The organism is Microbulbifer sp. SE14, from assembly GCF_059834885.1.
The window spans coordinates 191,427-209,349 of sequence record NZ_JCBAJA010000003.1; the positions used below are offsets into that span (position 1 = coordinate 191,427).

Consider the following 17,923-nt stretch of genomic DNA (forward strand, 5'->3'; position numbering starts at 1 on the left):
TTGCCGTCGGGTTTTGTGGTTGTGGGGCCGCCCGCGCAGTCGCGAAGACAGCAGTCCTTTATAGCACGACAGTCTAGTGGTTAGCAGCCACCCCAATTGTGAAGCTGGTCACGGAAGCAGATTTTACTTTGCACATTCGCGCAAAGTGAGGCGCCCCGAACGAGTTAGCAGTGATAATCGGGCGACAGTTCCTGCACCGCCTCGATCATCACCCGCGCATGCTCTGGATCCACCTGGGGTGTAATGCCGTGCCCCAGGTTGAAGACGTGGCCGGGGCCAGAGCCAAAGGACTCCAGTATTGCCGCCACCTCGGCGCGAATCCGCCCGGGCCCGGCATAGAGCACCGCCGGGTCCAGGTTGCCCTGCAGGGCCACCCTGTCGCCGACCCGCGCGCGGGCCTGCCGCAAATCCGTCGTCCAGTCGAGCCCCAGGGCGCTGGCGCCGCTGTCCGCCATGGCCTCCAGCCACTGGCCGCCGCCCTTGGTAAAGAGTATCGCCGGCACCGGGCGGCCGTCCGCCTCTTTAATCAGCCCGCCGACGATACGCGCCATATATTGCAGGGAGAATTCGCGGTAGGCGCTGTGGCTCAGGGCGCCGCCCCAGGTGTCGAAGATCTGCACCGCCTGGGCGCCGGCGCGGATCTGCGCGTTCAGGTAGTCGGTGACCGAATCCGCCAGCACCGCCAGCAGATGATGCATCAGCGCCGGCTTGCTGTAGAGCATCTCTTTGCAGCGTGCGAAGTCGCGACTGGAGCCGCCCTCGATCATATAGGTGGCCAATGTCCAAGGGCTGCCGGAAAAGCCGATCAGCGGCACGCGGCCGTTCAGCTCGCGGCGGATGGTGGCTACCGCGTTCATCACATAGTCGAGGTCCCGCTCGCCGTTCACAACCTCCAACGCCTCGATATCGGCGGCAGTGCGCAGCGGCTTGCGAAATTTGGGCCCCTCGCCCTCCTCGAAATAGAGGCCCAGCCCCATGGCATCGGGGATTGTCAGGATGTCCGAGAAGAGGATGGCTGCATCCAGCGGGTAGCGCTCCAGCGGCTGCAGCGTCACCTCGCAGGCCAATTCGGTGTTGCGGCACAGGTCCATAAAGCTGCCCGCCCGGGCGCGGCTGGCGCGGTACTCCGGAAGGTAGCGGCCCGCCTGGCGCATCATCCACACCGGCGTGCGGTCCACCGGCTGGCGCAGCAGGGCGCGCAGGAAGCGGTCGTTTTTCAGTTCGGAGGGCTTGGATTCGGACATGGGCTGTACAACTGGCTGGCTAAAAAGGCGGCTATTGTACAGGCGGGCGGTGCCGGACGACAGGTTTGCAGCCATCGCAAGCCACAGCGGCGGCAGTAAAGAGCCCAGGATCTGTCGCACCCACGAAAGGCGCAGCGGTGGCCGTCCGGCAAATATTTACCGATCAGGTTTTTTGCCGGACGGCCACCGCTGCGCCTGCCTTCTTACGGAGCGCCGCCTAAAAGGCGGCTTGGAGCTCCGCGGTCCCGGGGTTAGACATCGAGGTAGTCGAGAATACCCTCGGCGGCCTGGCGGCCCTCCCAGATGGCGGTGACGACCAGGTCCGAGCCGCGCACCATATCGCCGCCGGCGAAGACCTTCTCGTTGCTGGTCTGGAACTTGTATTCCTGCTTTTCCGGCGCGACCACGCCACCCCAGTCGGCGGTCTCGACACCGTGATCCGCCAGCCACTGCGGGGGGCTGGGGCGGAAGCCGAAGGCCACCAGGACTATATCCGCGGGAATGATCTCCTCGGAGCCGGGTACCACCTGCGGACGGCGGCGGCCGTTCTCGTCCGGTTCGCCCAGTTCGGTGGTGACCAGCTTGACGCCGGTCACGCCGCCGTTCTGCCCGCCGCCGACGATTTCCACCGGCTGGCGGTTGAACAGGAAGCGCACGCCCTCCTCCTTGGCGTTGGCCACCTCGCGGCGGGAGCCGGGCATGTTTTCCTCGTCGCGGCGGTAGGCGCAGGTGACCCTCTTCGCGCCCAGGCGAATGGAGCTGCGGTTGCAGTCCATCGCGGTGTCGCCGCCGCCGAGCACCACCACGCGCTTGCCCTCGACCGAGATGAACTCCTCCGGGTTCTTCTCCCAGCCCATATTGCGGTTCACATTCCCGATCAGGAACGGCAGGGCGTCGTGCACACCCGGCAGGTCCTCGCCAGGGAAGCCGCCCTTCATGTAGTTGTAGGTGCCCATGCCCATAAACACGGCGTCGTAGTCGCGCAGCAGCTCCTCGAAGCTGATGTCCACACCCACCTCGGTGTTGAGGCAGAACTCTATGCCCATTTCGGTGAAAACCTGGCGGCGCAGCTGCATCACCGACTTTTCCAGCTTGAACTCCGGGATACCGAAGGTGATCAGGCCGCCGATCTCCGGGTACTTGTCGAACACCACCGGCTGCACGCCGTTGCGCACCAGTACGTCGGCGCAGCCGAGGCCGGCGGGGCCGGCGCCGATCACCGCGACGCGCTTGTCGGTCTTCTGCACATGACTCAGGTCCGGGCGCCAGCCGAGGGCGAAGGCGGTGTCGGTGATGTACTTCTCCGCACTGCCGATGGTCACGGCGCCGAAGCCGTCGTTAAGGGTGCAGGCGCCCTCGCACAGGCGGTCCTGGGGGCAGACGCGGCCGCAGACTTCCGGCAGGGTATTGGTCTGGTGGCTGAGTTCCGCCGCCTCCATGATGTTGCCGTCGGTCACAAGCGCGAGCCAGTTGGGAATGTAGTTGTGCACCGGGCAGCCGGTCTCGCAGTAGGGGTTGCCACAGTCCAGGCAGCGGTGCGCCTGGCTGGCCACCTGGCGCTCGCTGAACGGCTGGTAGATCTCCACGAACTCGTTGGTGCGGGTGATGATGTCCTTCTTCGGCGGGTCGCTGCGGGCCACGTCGACAAACTGGAAATCGTTGCTCAGTCTCTCTTTCATCTCTGTCGCCCCCTTATTCGCCGCGCTTGCGCACATCGGCCAGCAGGCCGGCCAGGCTCGCCGCCTTGGGTTTCACCAGCCAGAACTTGCTCAGGTAGTCGTCGAAGTTGTCCAGCAACTCCGCGCCCCAGTCGCTGCCGGTCTCGGCCGCATACTCCTCGATCACTTCGCGCAGGTGGCTCTGGTAGGCCTCCAGGCTCTCGCTGCTGATGCGGCGCAGTTCGATCAGCTCGTGGTTGCACTTGTCGAAGAAGTTGCGCTGCAGGTCCAGCACATAGGCGAAGCCGCCGGTCATGCCGGCGCCGAAGTTGACGCCGGTATCGCCCAGCACCGCCACCATGCCGCCGGTCATGTATTCGCAGCAGTGATCGCCGGCGCCCTCCACCACCGCAAAGGCGCCGGAGTTGCGCACACCGAAGCGCTCGCCGGCGCGGCCGGCGGCGAACAGCTTGCCGCCGGTGGCACCGTAGAGACAGGTGTTGCCGACGATGCTGGTGTCCTGGGAGGCGAAGGCGCTGCCCGCCGGCGGGCGAATCACCAGCTTGCCGCCGGCCATGCCCTTGCCCACATAGTCGTTGGCATCGCCCTCCAGGTACATCTCCAGGCCGCCGGCGTTCCAGACGCCGAAGGACTGGCCGGCGACACCCTTCAGGTGCAGCTTCACCGGCGCCTCCACCATACCCTGGTTACCGTGACGCCGGGCTATCTCGCCGGACAGGCGCGCGCCTATGGAGCGGTCGCAGTTGGTGATCCGGTAGCTGTAGTTGCCGCCGGACAGGCTCTCGATCGCCGGCAGTATCTCCGCCACCATGCGCTCCGCCAGCTCGCCCTTGTCCCAGGGCTCGTTCTTGGGCAGGCGGCAGGTCTGCGGCTTGCTGTCGAGCAGAGCGTCTGTGTGCAGCAGCGGCGACAGGTCCAGCTTGCGGTGCTTGTCGGTCTCGCCCTCGAGCACCTGCATCAGGTCCACGCGGCCCACCAGTTCCTCGATGGAGCGCACCCCCAGGCGCGCCATCCACTCGCGGGTTTCCTCGGCCACGAAGCGGAAGAAGTTCATGGCCATCTCCGCGGTGCCTATATAGTGCTCGTCGCGCAGGTCCTTGTTCTGGGTGGCGACGCCGGTGGCGCAGTTGTTCAGGTGGCAGATGCGCAGGTATTTGCAGCCCAGTGCCACCATCGGCGCGGTGCCGAAGCCGAAGCTCTCGGCGCCGAGGATGGCCGCCTTGACCACGTCCAGGCCACTCTTGAGGCCGCCGTCGGTCTGCACCCGCACCTTGTCGCGCAGGTCGTTGGCGCGCAGCGTCTGGTGCGTCTCCGCCAGGCCCAGCTCCCAGGGGGAGCCGGCGTAGCGGATGGAGGTGATCGGGCTGGCGGCGGTGCCGCCGTCGTAGCCGGATATGGTAATCAGGTCGGCGTAGGCCTTGGCCACGCCGGCGGCGATGGTGCCGACGCCGGGGCGCGACACCAGCTTCACCGACACCAGCGCCTCGGGGTTGACCTGCTTCAGGTCGTAGATCAGCTGCGCCAGGTCCTCGATCGAGTAGATGTCGTGGTGCGGTGGCGGCGAGATCAGGGTCACGCCGGGCACGGAATAGCGCAGGCGCGCGATCAGGTCGTTGACCTTGCCGCCGGGCAGCTGGCCGCCCTCGCCGGGCTTGGCGCCCTGGGCCACCTTGATCTGCAACACCTCGGCGTTGACCAGGTAGTGGGGCGTCACACCGAAACGGCCGGAGGCCACCTGCTTGATCTTGGAAACCTTGTCGGTGCCGAAGCGCGCCGGGTCCTCGCCGCCCTCGCCGCTGTTGGAGCGGCCGCCGAGGCGGTTCATGGCCTGGGCCAGCGACTCGTGGGCTTCGGGGGAAAGCGCGCCGAGGGACATGGCGGCGGAGTCGAAGCGGCGCAGGATGTTTTCCGCCGGCTCCACTTCGTCCAGCGGGATCGGCTGGATACCCTCTTTGAAGGCGAGCAGGTCGCGCAGCGTGGCCACCGGGCGTTTGTTCACCAGTTCGGCGTATTCGCGCCAGGCGGCGTAGTCGCCGGTGCGCGCGGCGCGGCGCAGGGTGTTGACCACGTCCGGGTTGAAGGCGTGGTATTCCTGGCCCCAGACGAACTTGTGCAGGCCGCCCGGGGACACCGGCTTGCGAGGCTTCCACGCCAGTCTAGCGCGCGCGGCCGTGTCGGCCTGCAGCTCGGCGAAGCCGGCGCCCTGGATGCGCGTCGGTGCGCCGGGGAAACAGAGGTCGACCACATCGCGATCCAGGCCCACCAGTTCGAACAGCAGCGCACCGCGGTAGGAGGCCACGGTGGAGATACCCATCTTGGACAGGATCTTCAGCAGGCCCTTGTTGATGCCCTTGCGGTAGTTCTTCTGCGCCTCGGCGGCATCCAGCAGCAGCTCGCCGGTGTCGATCAGGTGGTTGATGATGCTGTAGGAGAAATAGGGGTGCACGGCGGTGGCACCCACGCCGACCAGGCAGGCCAACTGGTGCGCATCGCGGGCGCTGGCAGTGTCCACCACCACGTTGGAGTCACAGCGCAGGCCGGCGTGCACCAGGTGGTGGTGCACGGCGCCGGTGGCCAGCAGCGCGTCTATCGGCAGCCGGTCCTCACGGATTTCGCGGTCGGACAGCACGACGAGCACGGTGCCATTGCGCACCGCGGCTTCCACGTCCGCGCAGAGTTTCTCGACCGCGCCTCTCAAGTCCAGCTGCGCCGGATCGTAGTTCAGGTCGAAGATCTTCGCCTCGAACCCGGGCCTGTCCAGTTCCAGCAGCGCCGTGTACTTCATGTGCGACAGTACCGGCGACTTGAGGATCACGCGGTCGGCGTGCTCCGGCGTCTCCTCGAACACGGATTTTTCGCGCCCCAGGCAGGTCTCCAGGGACATGACGATGGTTTCCCGCAGCGGGTCTATCGGCGGGTTGGTGACCTGGGCGAACTGCTGGCGGAAATAGTCGTACAGGCAGCGGTTGTGACGCGACAGCACTGCCATGGGCGTGTCGTCGCCCATGGAGCCCACCGCCTCCTGGGCGGACTCGGCCATGGGCCGCACCACCTGGTTGCGCTCCTCCAGTGAGGAGCTGAACAGCTTCTGGTAGACCTTGAACTGCTCGTAAGAGAAGTTGTTGTCCACCGGCGCGGTGACCAGGGTAGAGCGGATGCGGCGCGCCTTGTCCTTCAGCCAGCGCTTGTAAGGCTGGGAGCGCTTGAGGACATCGTCGATATCGGCGGTGTGCAGCAACTTGCCTTCGCGGGTATCCACCGACAGCATCTGCCCCGGCCCCAAGCGGCCCTTGGCCACCACGTCCTCCGGCGCATAATCGTAGGTGCCGACTTCCGAGGCGACCGTGATGATGTCGTCTTTGGTGATCACCCAGCGCGACGGGCGCAGGCCGTTGCGGTCCAGGGTGCACACTGCGTAGCGGCCGTCGGTCATCACCAGGCCGGCGGGGCCGTCCCAGGGCTCCATGTGCATCGAGATGTATTCGTAGAAGGCGCGCAGGTCCGGGTCCATGTCCTCCACGTTCTGCCAGGCCGGCGGCACCAGCATGCGCACCGCGCGGTGCAGCTCCATGCCGCCGGCGAGCAGCATCTCCAGCATGTTGTCGAGGCTGGAGGAGTCGGAGCCCTCGCGGTTCACCAGCGGCGCCAGCTCCGCCAGCTCCGGAATCAGTTCGGTGGAGAACTTGGGTGTGCGCGCCACCGACCAGTTGCGGTTGCCGGTGATGGTGTTGATCTCGCCGTTGTGGGCCAGCAGGCGGAACGGCTGCGCCAGCGGCCAGCGCGGCATGGTGTTGGTGGAGAAGCGCTGGTGGAAGACACAGATGGCGGTTTCCAGGCGCGGGTCCGCCAGCTCCGGGAAGAATTTCGGCAGGTCCGCAGGGATCATCAGGCCCTTGTAGGACAGCACGCCGGTGGAAAGGCTGGCGATATAGACACCCTCCGCCAACTGCTGCTCCGCCCGGCGCCGGGCGACGTAGAGGCGCGCGTTGAACTTCGCCTCGCCCAGGGGCTCCTCGGCGTCGTTGACCAGCAGGTGCTCGAAGCGCGGCAGGGATTCCCGCGCAATCGGGCCCAGGCAGTCCGGGTTGGTGGGTACCGGGCGCCAGCCGGCGACTCTGAGTCCCTGGGACTCCAGCTCGCGCTCGAGAATCTCGCGGGCGCCCTGGGCGGCGGCCTCATCCAGCGGCAGCATGATGGCGCCGACGGCGTAGGCATCGGTCAGTTCGGCGCCGCAGGCATCGCGGGCCTCGGCGCGCAGGAAGGCGTCGGGTTTCTGCAGCAGCAGGCCGCAGCCGTCGCCGGTCTTGCCGTCGGCGGCGATACCACCGCGGTGCGTCATGCAGGTCAGGGACTCGATGGCGGTCTGCACCAGCTTGTGGCTGGTCTCGCCCTTCAAATGCGCGATCAGGCCAAAACCGCAGTTGTCCTTGAACTCATCCAACCGATACAGACCGCTACCCATAGAATTCCTCATCGTTATCGTTTGGGGGACCTCCGGCGCCAGCTACTAGTCACGCCGCGAGCCTGGGCCGCAATCCACACCGGGCGGTTCGCGACACCCCAGACAAAAAAAGCCCGCTTGCGGGGCTTTTTCTTGTTGGCTTTTTTCTCCCCCGGTTTTCCCCAGGGGGCGCGCAATATTACTGGCGCCCCCCTAGAATTGCAAGGATTGGCAGATTTATGTTCTGCCAAGGGTCAAATAAACCGACTTATCTCCTATTTTCGACCAACACTGTCAAACAGTCCTCACCTCGCGCAAATTCTTGTGCTGCCTGTCACACGGCAGCGCAATTCCGCAGCGCCTCGACCAGCAGTTCCCGCGGCGTATCGTCGACTATCTGCGCGTCTCCCAGCGCCCGCAGCAGCACCAGGCGCAGGCGCCCGTCCAGCACCTTCTTGTCCACCGCCATGGCCTCCAGGAACTGTTGCACACTCATGCCCTCCGGGGCCACCCGAGGCAGCTGCGCGGCACCCAGCAGGGCACGGATACGTTCCACCAGTTCAGCACCTATGCTGCCGCGCAGCCGCGACAGCTCCGCCGCCATCACCATGCCCGCCGCCACCGCCTCGCCGTGCAGCCAGTTGCCGTAGCCCTGCACCGCCTCTATCGCGTGGCCGAAGGTGTGGCCAAAATTCAGTATCGCGCGGCGACCGGACTCCCGCTCGTCCTCCGCCACCACCGCGGCCTTGTCGCGGCAGCAGCGGTCCACCGCATAGGCCAGCGCCTGCGGGTCCCGCTCCAGCAGCCGCGGCATATTGGTTTCCAGCCAGTCGAAGAAAGGGGCGTCACAGATCAGTCCGTACTTGATGACTTCGGCGAGTCCGGCGGAGAGTTCGCGGGCGGGCAGGGTCTGCAGGGTGTCCATGTCCGCCAGCACCAGCCGCGGCTGGTAGAAGGCGCCGATCATATTCTTGCCCAGCGGGTGATTGACGCCGGTCTTGCCGCCGACGGAGGAGTCCACCTGGGCGAGCAGGGTCGTTGGAATCTGCACGAAGTCGACACCGCGCTGGTAGCAGGCGGCGGCAAAGCCGGTCATGTCGCCGATCACACCGCCCCCCAGGGCGATCAAGGTGGTGCTGCGGTTGTGGCGCCGCTCCAGCAGCAGGTCGAAGATGCGGTTGACGGTATCCAGGGTCTTGAAGGCCTCGCCGTCGGGCAGCTCCAGGGTGTCGACCTTATCGAATTCCGACAGACCCTCGAGCAGCCGCGACAGGTACAGCGGCGCGACCGTCTCGTTGGTCACCACGCAGACCTGCCTGCCGCGGATATAGGGGAGTAGATGCTGCGGGTCGCCCAACAGCTGCGATCCGATGACGATGGGGTAGCTGCGCTCCCCCAGTTCCACATTCAGGCAGTGCACGTCGCCCTCCTTGCCGGCCAGAGTTGAACTTCGCTCGCACCAGCCCTTGTGTCGACCGCGAGCAGAAGCGCACTTTAGCACAGGAATGCGCGAGCCCTCAGTCGGCGGTGGAGTCTCGGCCCAGACGCTCGGCCACCATCAGGGCCGCCTGCTTGGGTGTGCAGTGGTCGGTATCGCAGACGATATCCGCCACCTCGCGGTAGAGGGGATCGCGCTCTTTCAGCAGCTCGACGATCCGCGCGCGGGGATCGGCCACCTGCAGCAGGGGCCGGTTGGTGTTCTTCGAGGTGCGCTCCAGCAGTTGGTCGATGCTCGCCTGCAGGTAGACCACCAGGCCGTGCTTCTTCAACTGCTGGCGGTTCTCCTCCAGCAGCACTATACCGCCGCCGGTGGCGATCACCTGGACGGGGCCGCGGCACAGGTCCTTCAGCACCTCGCTCTCGCGGCGGCGGAAACCCGCCTCGCCCTCGACATCGAATATCCACGGGATATCGGCGCCGGTGCGCTCCTCCAGCACCTTGTCGGAATCGGCGAAAGGCAGCTGTAACTCGGCTGCCAGTAACTTGCCGATGGTGGATTTGCCGGCCCCCATGGGGCCGACCAGGAAGAGGGAACGGTTGATCACTTGGCGCCGGAGAAGAAAATCTCGTTTTCGACAATGCGAGGGGTGATGAAGATCAGCAGTTCGCGCTTGTCATCACTGCGCACTGTCTTTTTGAACAAGTTGCCGAGATAGGGGATATCTCCCAGCAGCGGGATCTTGGTTTCGCCTTCGACCAGAGAGCTCTCGAATATACCGCCGAGCACCAGCGTCTCGCCGTTGCCCACCAGCACTCTGGTCTGCAGAGAGTTCACGTTGATGGTCGGAACGCCGGTTGTACCCGCCAGCTGCCCGATACTGTCCTGATTGATATTCAGGGCCATGATGATGTTGTCGTCCGGAGTAATCTGCGGAGTCACGTTGAGCTGTAGCACCGCCTCGCGAAAGGTGATAGACGCGGCGCCGGACGAGGTGGCTTCCAGATAGGGGATTTCCACACCGGACTGGATATTGGCTTCCTGCTTATCACCGGTCAACACCTTGGGTTGAGAGACGATTTCCGCCTTGCCTACATTCTCCAGTGCGGAGAGTTCCAAACCGAGGAAAAAATCACCTTTGATTAATGAATAGGCAACGCTCCCAGCGGCATCCACGACCCCGAGGTCGGTAATCAGGGTATCACTAAAACTCGGAGTCCACGCGACCACCTCAATGGGTTCGCCGTCTGGGCCGAGAATCTTCTGGCCAGTCTGCGGGTCAAACGCATCCGCCTCAGTTTGATTGTCTTCCAGAAAGTAGGAACCATCGAGGGAGCCTACACCTTCCCCAATGCCACCGGGAATGTTGTGATGCTCAGCGTAGGCCCAACGCACACCCAATTCCTTCATGAAGTCGGAATTGGCATTGACGATGCGCGCCTCGATCATCACCTGGCGGATGGGGATATCGATGGCCTCGATCAGATCGCGGAACTGGGCGATCTTCTCATCGGTATCAGTCAGGATAATAGTGTTGGTGCGCTCGTCTACAATTGCGCTGCCGCGGGATGACAGAATGCTGCGCGTGTCAACGTCCTGGCGACCACCGGCAAAACTGCCTTGGCCTGCACCGCCGCCACCCTGCTGGCCGGAGAAGAGAGTAAACAGCTCGCGTGCATCCGCGTAGCGCACGTGGATGTATTCGGTGCGCAGCGGTGCCAGTTCCTCGAGCTGCCGACGGGTTTCCAGTTCCTGGCGCTCGCGCTCGGCGATCTCCGCGGCCGGCGCCACCATAATCACATTGCCCTCCTGGCGCTTGTCCAGCCCCTTCGCCTTCAGGATCAGCTCCAGGGCCTGGTCCCAGGGCACGCCGTCAAGGCGCAGGGTGATACGGCCGGTTACGGTATCGCTGGCTACCAGATTCAGGTCTGTGAAGTCGGCAATCAGCTGCAGGACCGAACGCACCTCGATATCCTGGAAGTTCAGCGACAGCTTCTCGCCAGTGAACTGGAATTCCTTTTGTTTCTCCCGAACTTCCGCCACGGTCAGCGGCTTGACGCTCAGCACATACTCGTTGTCCGCCTGGTAGGCCAGGTAGTCGTAATCGGTGCCCGCGGGATCGACGGAGATAACGGTATTACGGCCATCGTAATCCACGGTAATCGCGTTCACCGGAGTGGCGAAGTCGGTGACGTCCAGGCGCTGGCGCAGGGATTCCGGCAGATCGGCTCCGAGGAAAGTCAGCAGTATCTTGCCCCTGGTGCGCTCCACATCGATATTCACCGCCGGATCCGTCAGGGTGACTATCACCTTGCCCTCACCGGCCTCGCCGCGGCGAAAGTCCACGTTGCTGACCGCCACATTGCCGGCGGCGCGGAACTGCTTTTGGCCGCCGAGGCTCAGGCCCTCTTCGTGGGTGCGCTTCACGGGGGCCGCGGTAACGGAAGCGGTGGTCGCCGAGTCGGCGCCGATTTCCATCACCACCTGGTTGCCCTTGCGCTCACTGGTGTAGACCGGCAACTGATCCAGGTTGACGATCAGGCGGGTGCGGTCCTCACTGGAAACCACCACTGCGCTGCGTGCACTGCCGATACCCAGGGAGTATTTCTTCTGCGGCAGCGCACTTTCCACACCGGCAAAATCCATCACGATACGCGCCGGCTGTTCGATGGTATAGCCGGTCGGTTCCGGCGGCACATCGCTGAACGTCAGCCGCAGCTGTACGCGCCCCCCGGGCAGTTCGGAAAACTGGATATCATTGAGCTGGTTGGTCTGTGCCTGCAATACCGCGGGCGCTCCTGACAAAATCAGCGTCAGACCCAGCAACAGAACCCGAAAGGGAGCCAACACTTTGGCGAGTTGCTTGTTGATCATTATCGGTTGTCCTTCTCTTCCAAAGTCAGCGCCCGCGGCCGCTCAATCCAGCCACCAGTGCCATCCGGTACGATTTCCAAAACATCGAGCTGTGCTGTCGAGGCGTTTACCACCCGGCCGTGGTTCTTGCCCATATAGTTGCCGACGGTGATGCGGTGAATGCCGCCCTCGCCGTCGTCGATCAGCGCCCACAGCTGGCCGCCGCGTGACAGGGTGCCCACCATGGACAAGGCATCAAAATTGAATCCTTCCAGCAGTTCGCGCTGGCGGTTCATATTCGGCGCCACATCGAGCCTGCGCCCCACCAGCCGCTGATCGGATTCCAATACTGGACGAGCGAAGGGGCTGCGTTGCGCCGCTGCGCTGTAGACATAGGGGCTGTACGGGGTAAAAGTTGGAATAGGTTCTATCTGCCCCTTGGGTTTGTGTTTTACAGCAGCCATTTTCTGGCGTAGGTCGCTGTGGCTCCCGTCGAGGCTACAGCCGGCCGCAGCCAGCAGGACGGCGACAAGGGCAATGTATCTGGTCATCCCTCTTCCCCCTGGTCCTTGTAGCGATAAGTCTTGGCGTTGATCACCATGTTGAGCAGAGCCGCTCCATCTTTGCTATTTTCGATATTGAAGTCGTGCAAAGTCACGATGCGCGGCATCCCGGCGATACCGCTGACGAAGGCGCCGAATTCGTGGTATCCGCCCTGCACCTCGATGCGGATAGGCAGCTCCACGTAGAACTCCCCAATCTGCTCATCTTCAAGTTCCACCTTCTGAATAGTCAGCCCACTGCCGCTGCCGTACTCATCGATATCTTCCAGCAGACCGGGAACCTCGGTGTCCTTGGGCAGCTGTTTCAACAATGCGCCGAAGGTCTCCTCCATCTCTGCCAACTGCTCCCGGTAGGCATCGAGGTTGGCGGCCTCGAAAGATTTCTTCTCGAACTGTGTAAACAGCTCCTTTTCCTTATTCGCAGCAAACTCCAACTGCTGGTAGCGGTCTTTGATAAAGACCCAGTAACCACCGCCGATCAGTACAGCAGCTATTACAATCAGCAGCGCTATGCGCCCGGCCAGCGGCCAGACTCCCACGCGCGAGAAATCGATATCGTTGATATCGAGTTCGTTCAGTTTTTTGAGCGTATCCTCCAGTGCCATGGTCGGGACCCTTTAATTAGCCGCGTCAGCTTGTTCTTCGTCTTCTTTCTTGCGCCCGCTGACGTTGACCGTCATCTGGAAGGCGCTGGCCTGTTCACCAAACTCGGGCTTGGCGGTCACACCGGTGAGATTAGGGGACTCGTACCACTCGGACTGATCCAGGTTGCGCATAAAGGACGACACGCGATTGTTGGACTCGGCCACGCCGGCGATTTGCATGGTTTTTCCGCTGCGCTTCAGATTCGTCAGCCACAGGCCTTCGGGGGCCGCGCGCACCATTTCATCGAAATAGCGCACCGCCAGCGGTCGGTTGCCCTGCAGCTCCTGGATCACCCGCATGCGGTCGATCAGCTGCTGGCGGCGCTTCTTCAGGTCCTTGATTTCCTGCACCTGCTTGTTGAGCGCAGTGATTTCCGTCTGCAGCAGCTGGTTGCGCTCGTTCTGGTTGGAGATCTGGCCGTCGACGGTTTTCATCCATAGAAACACGGAAAAACCGGCGGCCATCACCACCAGGACGGCGACCTGCTGGAACTCTTTCTGCTTCTGCGCCCGGTATTCCTGGCGCCAGGGGAGTAGGTTGATCTTGGCCATATCAGTACTCCTTCTCCCGCATCGCCAGGCCGGCGGCGATCATCAGCGACGGTGCCTCGTTGGCCAGCGCCTGGCGGTTGACCCGCGAGGCCACCGCCATATCGAGGAAGGGGTTGGCCACCACCGTGGGCTTGTTCAGTTTCTGGCTGACCAGGTCCGCCAGTCCGTCCATCGCCGCCACGCCGCCGCCGAGGAGTATGTAATCGACGTCGCTGTAGGAGGTGGACGAATAGAAGAACTGCAGGGAGCGGGTGACCTGTTGCACCACCGCGTCGCGGAAGGGCTCCAGCACCTCGGGGTAGTAGTCGTCCGGCAGGCCACTGCCACCCTGGCGCTTGGCCAACCCCGCCTCTTCCGCGGACAGGCCGTAGCGACGCTGTATCTCGTCGGTCAACTGGCGGCCGCCGAACAGCTGCTCGCGGGTATAGACGGTCTTGCCGTCCACCAGCACCGACAGTGCACTCATGGTCGCGCCTATGTCGATCACCGCCACCACCAACTGCTCCTGGGGCGGGAACTGGCGCTCCAGCAGGGTGTAGGCCCGCTCTATCGCGTAGGCCTCCACGTCCACCACCCCGGCCTGCAGCTCGGCGTCCGCAAGGGCGGAGACCCGCTGCTCGACATTCTCACTGCGGCACGCCGCCAGCAGCACCTCGACCTGGCCCTCGCCCTTGTCCGACGGACCCTGCACCTCGAAGTCCAGGTTCACCTCGTCCAGCGGGTAGGGGATGTACTGGTCCGCCTCCAGCGCTATCTGCGCCTCCAGGGCGTCGTCGTTGAGGTCTGCGGGCATCTCCAGGGTCTTGGTGATCACCGCCGAGCCGGATACGGCCACCGCCGCCTGGCGCAGGCGCGTCTTGGAGCGGCGCACCACCTTGCGGATGGCCTCCGCGGTCGCGCCCACATCGTTGATATTCTTGTCCACCACCGCATTCGGGGGCAGGGGCTCCACGGCATAACATTCGACCCGGTATTTGTCGCCATTGCGACTTAGCTCCAGCAACTTGACCGCCGTGGAGCTAATATCGAGTCCCAGCATGGCCTTAGGGCCTTTGTTGAGAAAAGGGAGCATCCCCATTTTTCTTATCTTTTCCGTGGGTTATGAAGATTTGATGTTATAGCACTTTAAATTACCGCCGCAACCGCCAATTGCATAGGTAACAGCGCACAATATTCGTATAATTATTCACCTGACCTGATACAGACGTACACAGAAGCATTTCCATGACCGAAAAAGCCCGCAATCGCCTGCTCTCCCTCCTCTGGCTCGGCCTGGCGGGGGCCGCCGCCGCAGCCATGGTCTTTGCCAGCATCTACCTCTACCTCAAGCCGGGTCTGCCGTCGGTGGAGAGCCTGCGCGACATCCGCCTGCAGACCCCGCTGCGCGTCTACTCGCGGGACATGAAGCTGATCGGGGAGTTCGGCGAGAAGCGGCGCCAGCCAATCGACATAGAGCAGACGCCGGAGCTGTTCGTCAAGGCGGTGCTGGCCGCCGAGGATGCAGGATTTTACTCCCACAACGGCGTTTCGATTAAAGGCTTAATGAGAGCTGCTTCACAATTATTGCAAAGCGGCTCCATCCAGTCCGGCGGCAGCACCCTGACCATGCAGGTCGCGCGGAACTTCTTCCTCAGCCGCGAGCAGCGCTTTGTGCGCAAATTCAACGAGATACTGCTGTCCCTGCAGATAGAGCGGGAACTCACCAAGAATGAGATCCTCGAGCTGTATATCAACAAGATCTTCCTCGGCAACCGCGCCTACGGCTTTCAGGCCGCCGCCCACGTCTATTACGGCCGCGATATCAACGACCTGAACCTTGCCCAATGGGCCATGATGGCGGGCCTGCCCAAGGCGCCCTCCACCTACAACCCGATCGCCAACCCCTCCCGCGCCCTGGTGCGGCGCAACTGGATACTGAAGCGGATGCTGGAGCTGGGTTATATCGACCAGGACGACTACAAGAACTCCATCACCGCGCCGGTCACCGCCAGCTACCACGGCCGCGACCTGGACCTGGACGCACCCTATATCGCCGAGATGGCGCGCAAGGAGGCCGTGGAGCTGTTCGGCGACAGCGCCTACACCGACGGCTACCAGATAATCACCACCGTCGACAGCCGCCTGCAGGACGCCGCGCGCAAAGCGCTGCAACACGGCCTCGAGACCTACGACACCCGCCACGGCTACCGCGGCCCCGAGCAGCGCCTGGACCCGGCGCTGCTGGAAGACAGTGACCAGTTGGTGGACCTGCTGAACGAGATCCCGGTACTCGGCGGCCTGGAGCCGGCGGTGGTCACCGCGGTGGAGCCCAGGCGACTGCAGGTGCAGCTGCGCGACCGCCGCGTGGTGGAAGTGCCCTGGGAAAACGGCCTGGAGTCCATTCGCCCCTACCTGTCGGAGAATGCCCGCGGTCCGCGCCTCAAGTCCGCCGACGAGATGTTCGCCCCCGGCGACGTGGTGCGCCTGCGCCGGGTGGAGATCACTCCCGGGGAGGCGGAGGCCCCGGCCGAACTGCCGGCCGAGGGCCGGGAACTGGCCGCCGACCCCTTTGCCGACCCCGGCGAGCAGGCCGCGCCGGTGGACGAGGAGCCACAGGTGCGCGAGGAGTGGCACCTGACGCAGGTCCCCGAGGCGCAGGGCGCACTGGTTTCGCTGGCGCCGGAGGACGGCGCCATTCGCGCCCTGGTCGGCGGCTACGACTTCCGCCAGAGCCACTTCAACCGCGTCACCCAGGCCGCGCGCCAGCCGGGCTCCAACTTCAAGCCCTTCATCTACGCCTCGGCGATAGAAAAAGGTTATACCGCCGCCAGTATCTTCAACGACGCGCCGATCATCTTCGAGGAAACCAACCTGCAGGACGTCTGGCGCCCGGAAAACTCCAGCGGCGATTTCCTCGGCCCCATCCGCCTGCGCCGGGCGCTGTACCTGTCCAAAAACCTGGTCTCCATCCGCCTGCTGCAGGCGCTCGGCATCGACTATGCGCTGGGCTTTGTGGAGCGCTTCGGTTTCGAGCGCAGCAAGCTTGCCCGCAACCTGACCATCGCCCTGGGCAGTTCGGCGCTGACGCCGCTGGAAGTGGCGCGCGGCTACGCCGCCTTCGCCAACGGCGGCTACCGCGTCGAACCCTACCTGGTGGACAGGGTGCTGGACGTCCACGGGGAGGTGGTCTACCAGGCCCTGCCGCTGACCGTGTGCCATAACTGCCCGGAACCGGGCAGCGAACAACTGCCGGCGGAGCCGATGAACCTGGCCGAATTGCAAACGGAAGCCAGCGCGGTTGAGCCGGGAGAGGAGCCTATCGAGCTGCGCACCCTGCCAGTGGCCCCACTGGACGGTGCCGAGCAGGCGCGCCCCCGCGCCCCCCGGGCCATATCGCCGCAAACCGCCTATATCATGGATTCAATCCTGAAGGACGTGATCAAGAAGGGCACCGGCCGCAGAGCCCTGGTGATGAAGCGCGGCGATATCGCCGGCAAGACGGGTACCACCAACGGCCCGCGCGATGCCTGGTTCTCCGGCTACAGCTCCTACCTGGCCACCAGCACCTGGGTCGGCTTCGACTCCAACGGCGAACTGGGCAAGACGGAGTACGGCGGCTCCGCCGCGCTGCCCATTTGGATCGACTTTATGACTACTGCGCTGGAGGGGCTGCCGGAACGCCACCTGCCGCAGCCGGACGACATAGTGACGGTACGCATCAACCCGCGCACCGGCCTGCGCAGCGCCCGCGGCGGCATGTTCGAGATATTCCGCTCCGACCGGCTTCCCGGGCGCGGAACCTACAGCTCCTTCCAGCCGGCCTACTCCGACGAAGACGGTGATACCCCCGACGACGAGCAGTCGCAGGAGGCGCTGCCGGAAGAGCTGTTCTGATCGGCGAGGCCGAATAAAAAACGGGGCCATCAGGCCCCGTTTTTGTATGTGTCGCAATAAGAAGCTCAGCGCAGGCGGCGGTACTCCAGGCAGGCCCGCTCCAGTTCGGGCAGGTCGGGGATCACCGCCTCCTCCCCGGACAGCGCCACATGCATCAGTTCGCCCTGCCGGCAGGACTGTTCACGGCCCGCCAGCTCATCCGGGGTCACGCGCACCAGACGCGGCGTGCCCTGCAGTACCAGGGCGAAAAACGGCAGGTCGCCCTGGGGATTGCCACTGTTGAGCACCGCGATGCGCCCGCTGTCGCTGGCGGTGGCCAGCGGCTGGCCGCGCATCACCTCGAAGGACAGCAACGGCAGCCGCTGCTCGCGCCAGTTGAGCTCGCCCAGGTACCAGGCCGGTGCGTCATAGGTGGCCACCGGCGTCTGCATGGCGATCACCTCCGACAGTGTATCCACCGGTACCAGCAGCTGGCCATCCGCCAACGGCAGCAGCAGGCTGCTGACTTCCTGGGGCAGATCCACCGGCAGTGCTTCAACTTCGCTCATTTCATTCTCTTCTCATCTTTGGGTGCGCTTAGGGGTTGATTCGCGGGCGCCTTCGGCGCCCAAATCAGTTATCCCGCGATTTGTATCC

General features: G+C 64.1%; 12 protein-coding genes. 1 reads left to right on the forward strand and 11 read right to left on the reverse strand.

Annotated elements, in window-relative coordinates:
- Window positions 1-164 precede the first annotated feature (164 nt).
- The 10 genes from hemE to AC6R19_RS03860 form a co-directional block, all read right to left on the reverse strand.
- Window positions 165-1,244 carry a uroporphyrinogen decarboxylase gene (hemE, locus tag AC6R19_RS03815; RefSeq protein ID WP_500578245.1) on the reverse strand — a complete coding sequence of 360 codons (1,080 nt, stop codon included), beginning with the start codon at window positions 1,242-1,244 and terminating at the stop codon, window positions 165-167.
- 251 nt (window positions 1,245-1,495) lie between these two features.
- Window positions 1,496-2,923: an FAD-dependent oxidoreductase gene (locus AC6R19_RS03820; protein ID WP_500578246.1), complete on the reverse strand. Its 1,428-nt coding sequence runs from the start codon at window positions 2,921-2,923 to the stop codon at window positions 1,496-1,498.
- A 13-nt stretch (window positions 2,924-2,936) separates the two neighbouring features.
- Window positions 2,937-7,385 (reverse strand): glutamate synthase large subunit, encoded by a 4,449-nt coding sequence (gltB, locus tag AC6R19_RS03825; protein ID WP_500578247.1) that lies wholly within the window; start codon window positions 7,383-7,385, stop codon window positions 2,937-2,939.
- Between the two features lie 313 nt (window positions 7,386-7,698).
- Complete coding sequence (gene aroB / locus AC6R19_RS03830) at window positions 7,699-8,784, reverse strand: 3-dehydroquinate synthase (protein WP_500578248.1); 1,086 nt, start codon at window positions 8,782-8,784, stop codon at window positions 7,699-7,701.
- Window positions 8,785-8,881: 97 nt separating this feature from the next.
- The gene (aroK, locus tag AC6R19_RS03835) at window positions 8,882-9,406 is read right to left on the reverse strand and encodes a shikimate kinase AroK (protein ID WP_500578343.1); all 525 of its coding nucleotides are present in this window, start codon (window positions 9,404-9,406) and stop codon (window positions 8,882-8,884) included.
- Window positions 9,406-11,676 (reverse strand): type IV pilus secretin PilQ, encoded by a 2,271-nt coding sequence (locus AC6R19_RS03840; protein ID WP_500578250.1) that lies wholly within the window; start codon window positions 11,674-11,676, stop codon window positions 9,406-9,408. Before AC6R19_RS03840 ends, aroK begins: the two co-directional genes overlap by 1 nt.
- Window positions 11,676-12,206 (reverse strand): pilus assembly protein PilP, encoded by a 531-nt coding sequence (locus tag AC6R19_RS03845; RefSeq protein ID WP_500578252.1) that lies wholly within the window; start codon window positions 12,204-12,206, stop codon window positions 11,676-11,678. The genes AC6R19_RS03840 and AC6R19_RS03845 overlap by 1 nt, the downstream gene beginning before the upstream one ends.
- Window positions 12,203-12,823: a type IV pilus inner membrane component PilO gene (locus AC6R19_RS03850; RefSeq protein ID WP_500578254.1), complete on the reverse strand. Its 621-nt coding sequence runs from the start codon at window positions 12,821-12,823 to the stop codon at window positions 12,203-12,205. The genes AC6R19_RS03845 and AC6R19_RS03850 overlap by 4 nt, the downstream gene beginning before the upstream one ends.
- A gap of 12 nt (window positions 12,824-12,835) precedes the next feature.
- On the reverse strand, window positions 12,836-13,414 hold the full coding sequence (locus AC6R19_RS03855) for a PilN domain-containing protein (RefSeq protein WP_500578255.1): 579 nt from the start codon (window positions 13,412-13,414) through the stop codon (window positions 12,836-12,838).
- A 1-nt stretch (window position 13,415) separates the two neighbouring features.
- Window positions 13,416-14,492 (reverse strand): pilus assembly protein PilM, encoded by a 1,077-nt coding sequence (locus tag AC6R19_RS03860; protein ID WP_500578256.1) that lies wholly within the window; start codon window positions 14,490-14,492, stop codon window positions 13,416-13,418.
- Window positions 14,493-14,638: 146 nt separating this feature from the next.
- Between AC6R19_RS03860 and AC6R19_RS03865 the strand changes: the two genes are divergently transcribed.
- On the forward strand, window positions 14,639-17,287 hold the full coding sequence (locus AC6R19_RS03865; protein ID WP_500578257.1) for a penicillin-binding protein 1A: 2,649 nt from the start codon (window positions 14,639-14,641) through the stop codon (window positions 17,285-17,287).
- Between the two features lie 65 nt (window positions 17,288-17,352).
- Here the strand turns inward: AC6R19_RS03865 and AC6R19_RS03870 are convergent, their stop codons facing one another.
- Window positions 17,353-17,835, reverse strand: a complete 483-nt coding sequence (locus AC6R19_RS03870; protein WP_500578259.1) for a chemotaxis protein CheW — start codon at window positions 17,833-17,835, stop codon at window positions 17,353-17,355.
- Between the last annotated feature and the right edge of the window lie 88 nt (window positions 17,836-17,923).

Excerpts from the sequence above, each read along its gene's own strand:
- hemE (WP_500578245.1), bottom strand. The coding sequence starts at position 1,244 with ATGTCCGAATCCAAGCCCTCCGAACTGAAAAACGACCGCTTCCTGCGC.
- AC6R19_RS03820 (WP_500578246.1), bottom strand. The coding sequence starts at position 2,923 with ATGAAAGAGAGACTGAGCAACGATTTCCAGTTTGTCGACGTGGCCCGC.
- gltB (WP_500578247.1), bottom strand. The coding sequence starts at position 7,385 with ATGGGTAGCGGTCTGTATCGGTTGGATGAGTTCAAGGACAACTGCGGT.
- AC6R19_RS03840 (WP_500578250.1), bottom strand. The coding sequence starts at position 11,676 with ATGATCAACAAGCAACTCGCCAAAGTGTTGGCTCCCTTTCGGGTTCTG.
- AC6R19_RS03845 (WP_500578252.1), bottom strand. The coding sequence starts at position 12,206 with ATGACCAGATACATTGCCCTTGTCGCCGTCCTGCTGGCTGCGGCCGGC.
- AC6R19_RS03850 (WP_500578254.1), bottom strand. The coding sequence starts at position 12,823 with ATGGCACTGGAGGATACGCTCAAAAAACTGAACGAACTCGATATCAAC.
- AC6R19_RS03855 (WP_500578255.1), bottom strand. The coding sequence starts at position 13,414 with ATGGCCAAGATCAACCTACTCCCCTGGCGCCAGGAATACCGGGCGCAG.
- AC6R19_RS03860 (WP_500578256.1), bottom strand. The coding sequence starts at position 14,492 with ATGGGGATGCTCCCTTTTCTCAACAAAGGCCCTAAGGCCATGCTGGGA.
- AC6R19_RS03865 (WP_500578257.1), top strand. The coding sequence starts at position 14,639 with ATGACCGAAAAAGCCCGCAATCGCCTGCTCTCCCTCCTCTGGCTCGGC.
- AC6R19_RS03870 (WP_500578259.1), bottom strand. The coding sequence starts at position 17,835 with ATGAGCGAAGTTGAAGCACTGCCGGTGGATCTGCCCCAGGAAGTCAGC.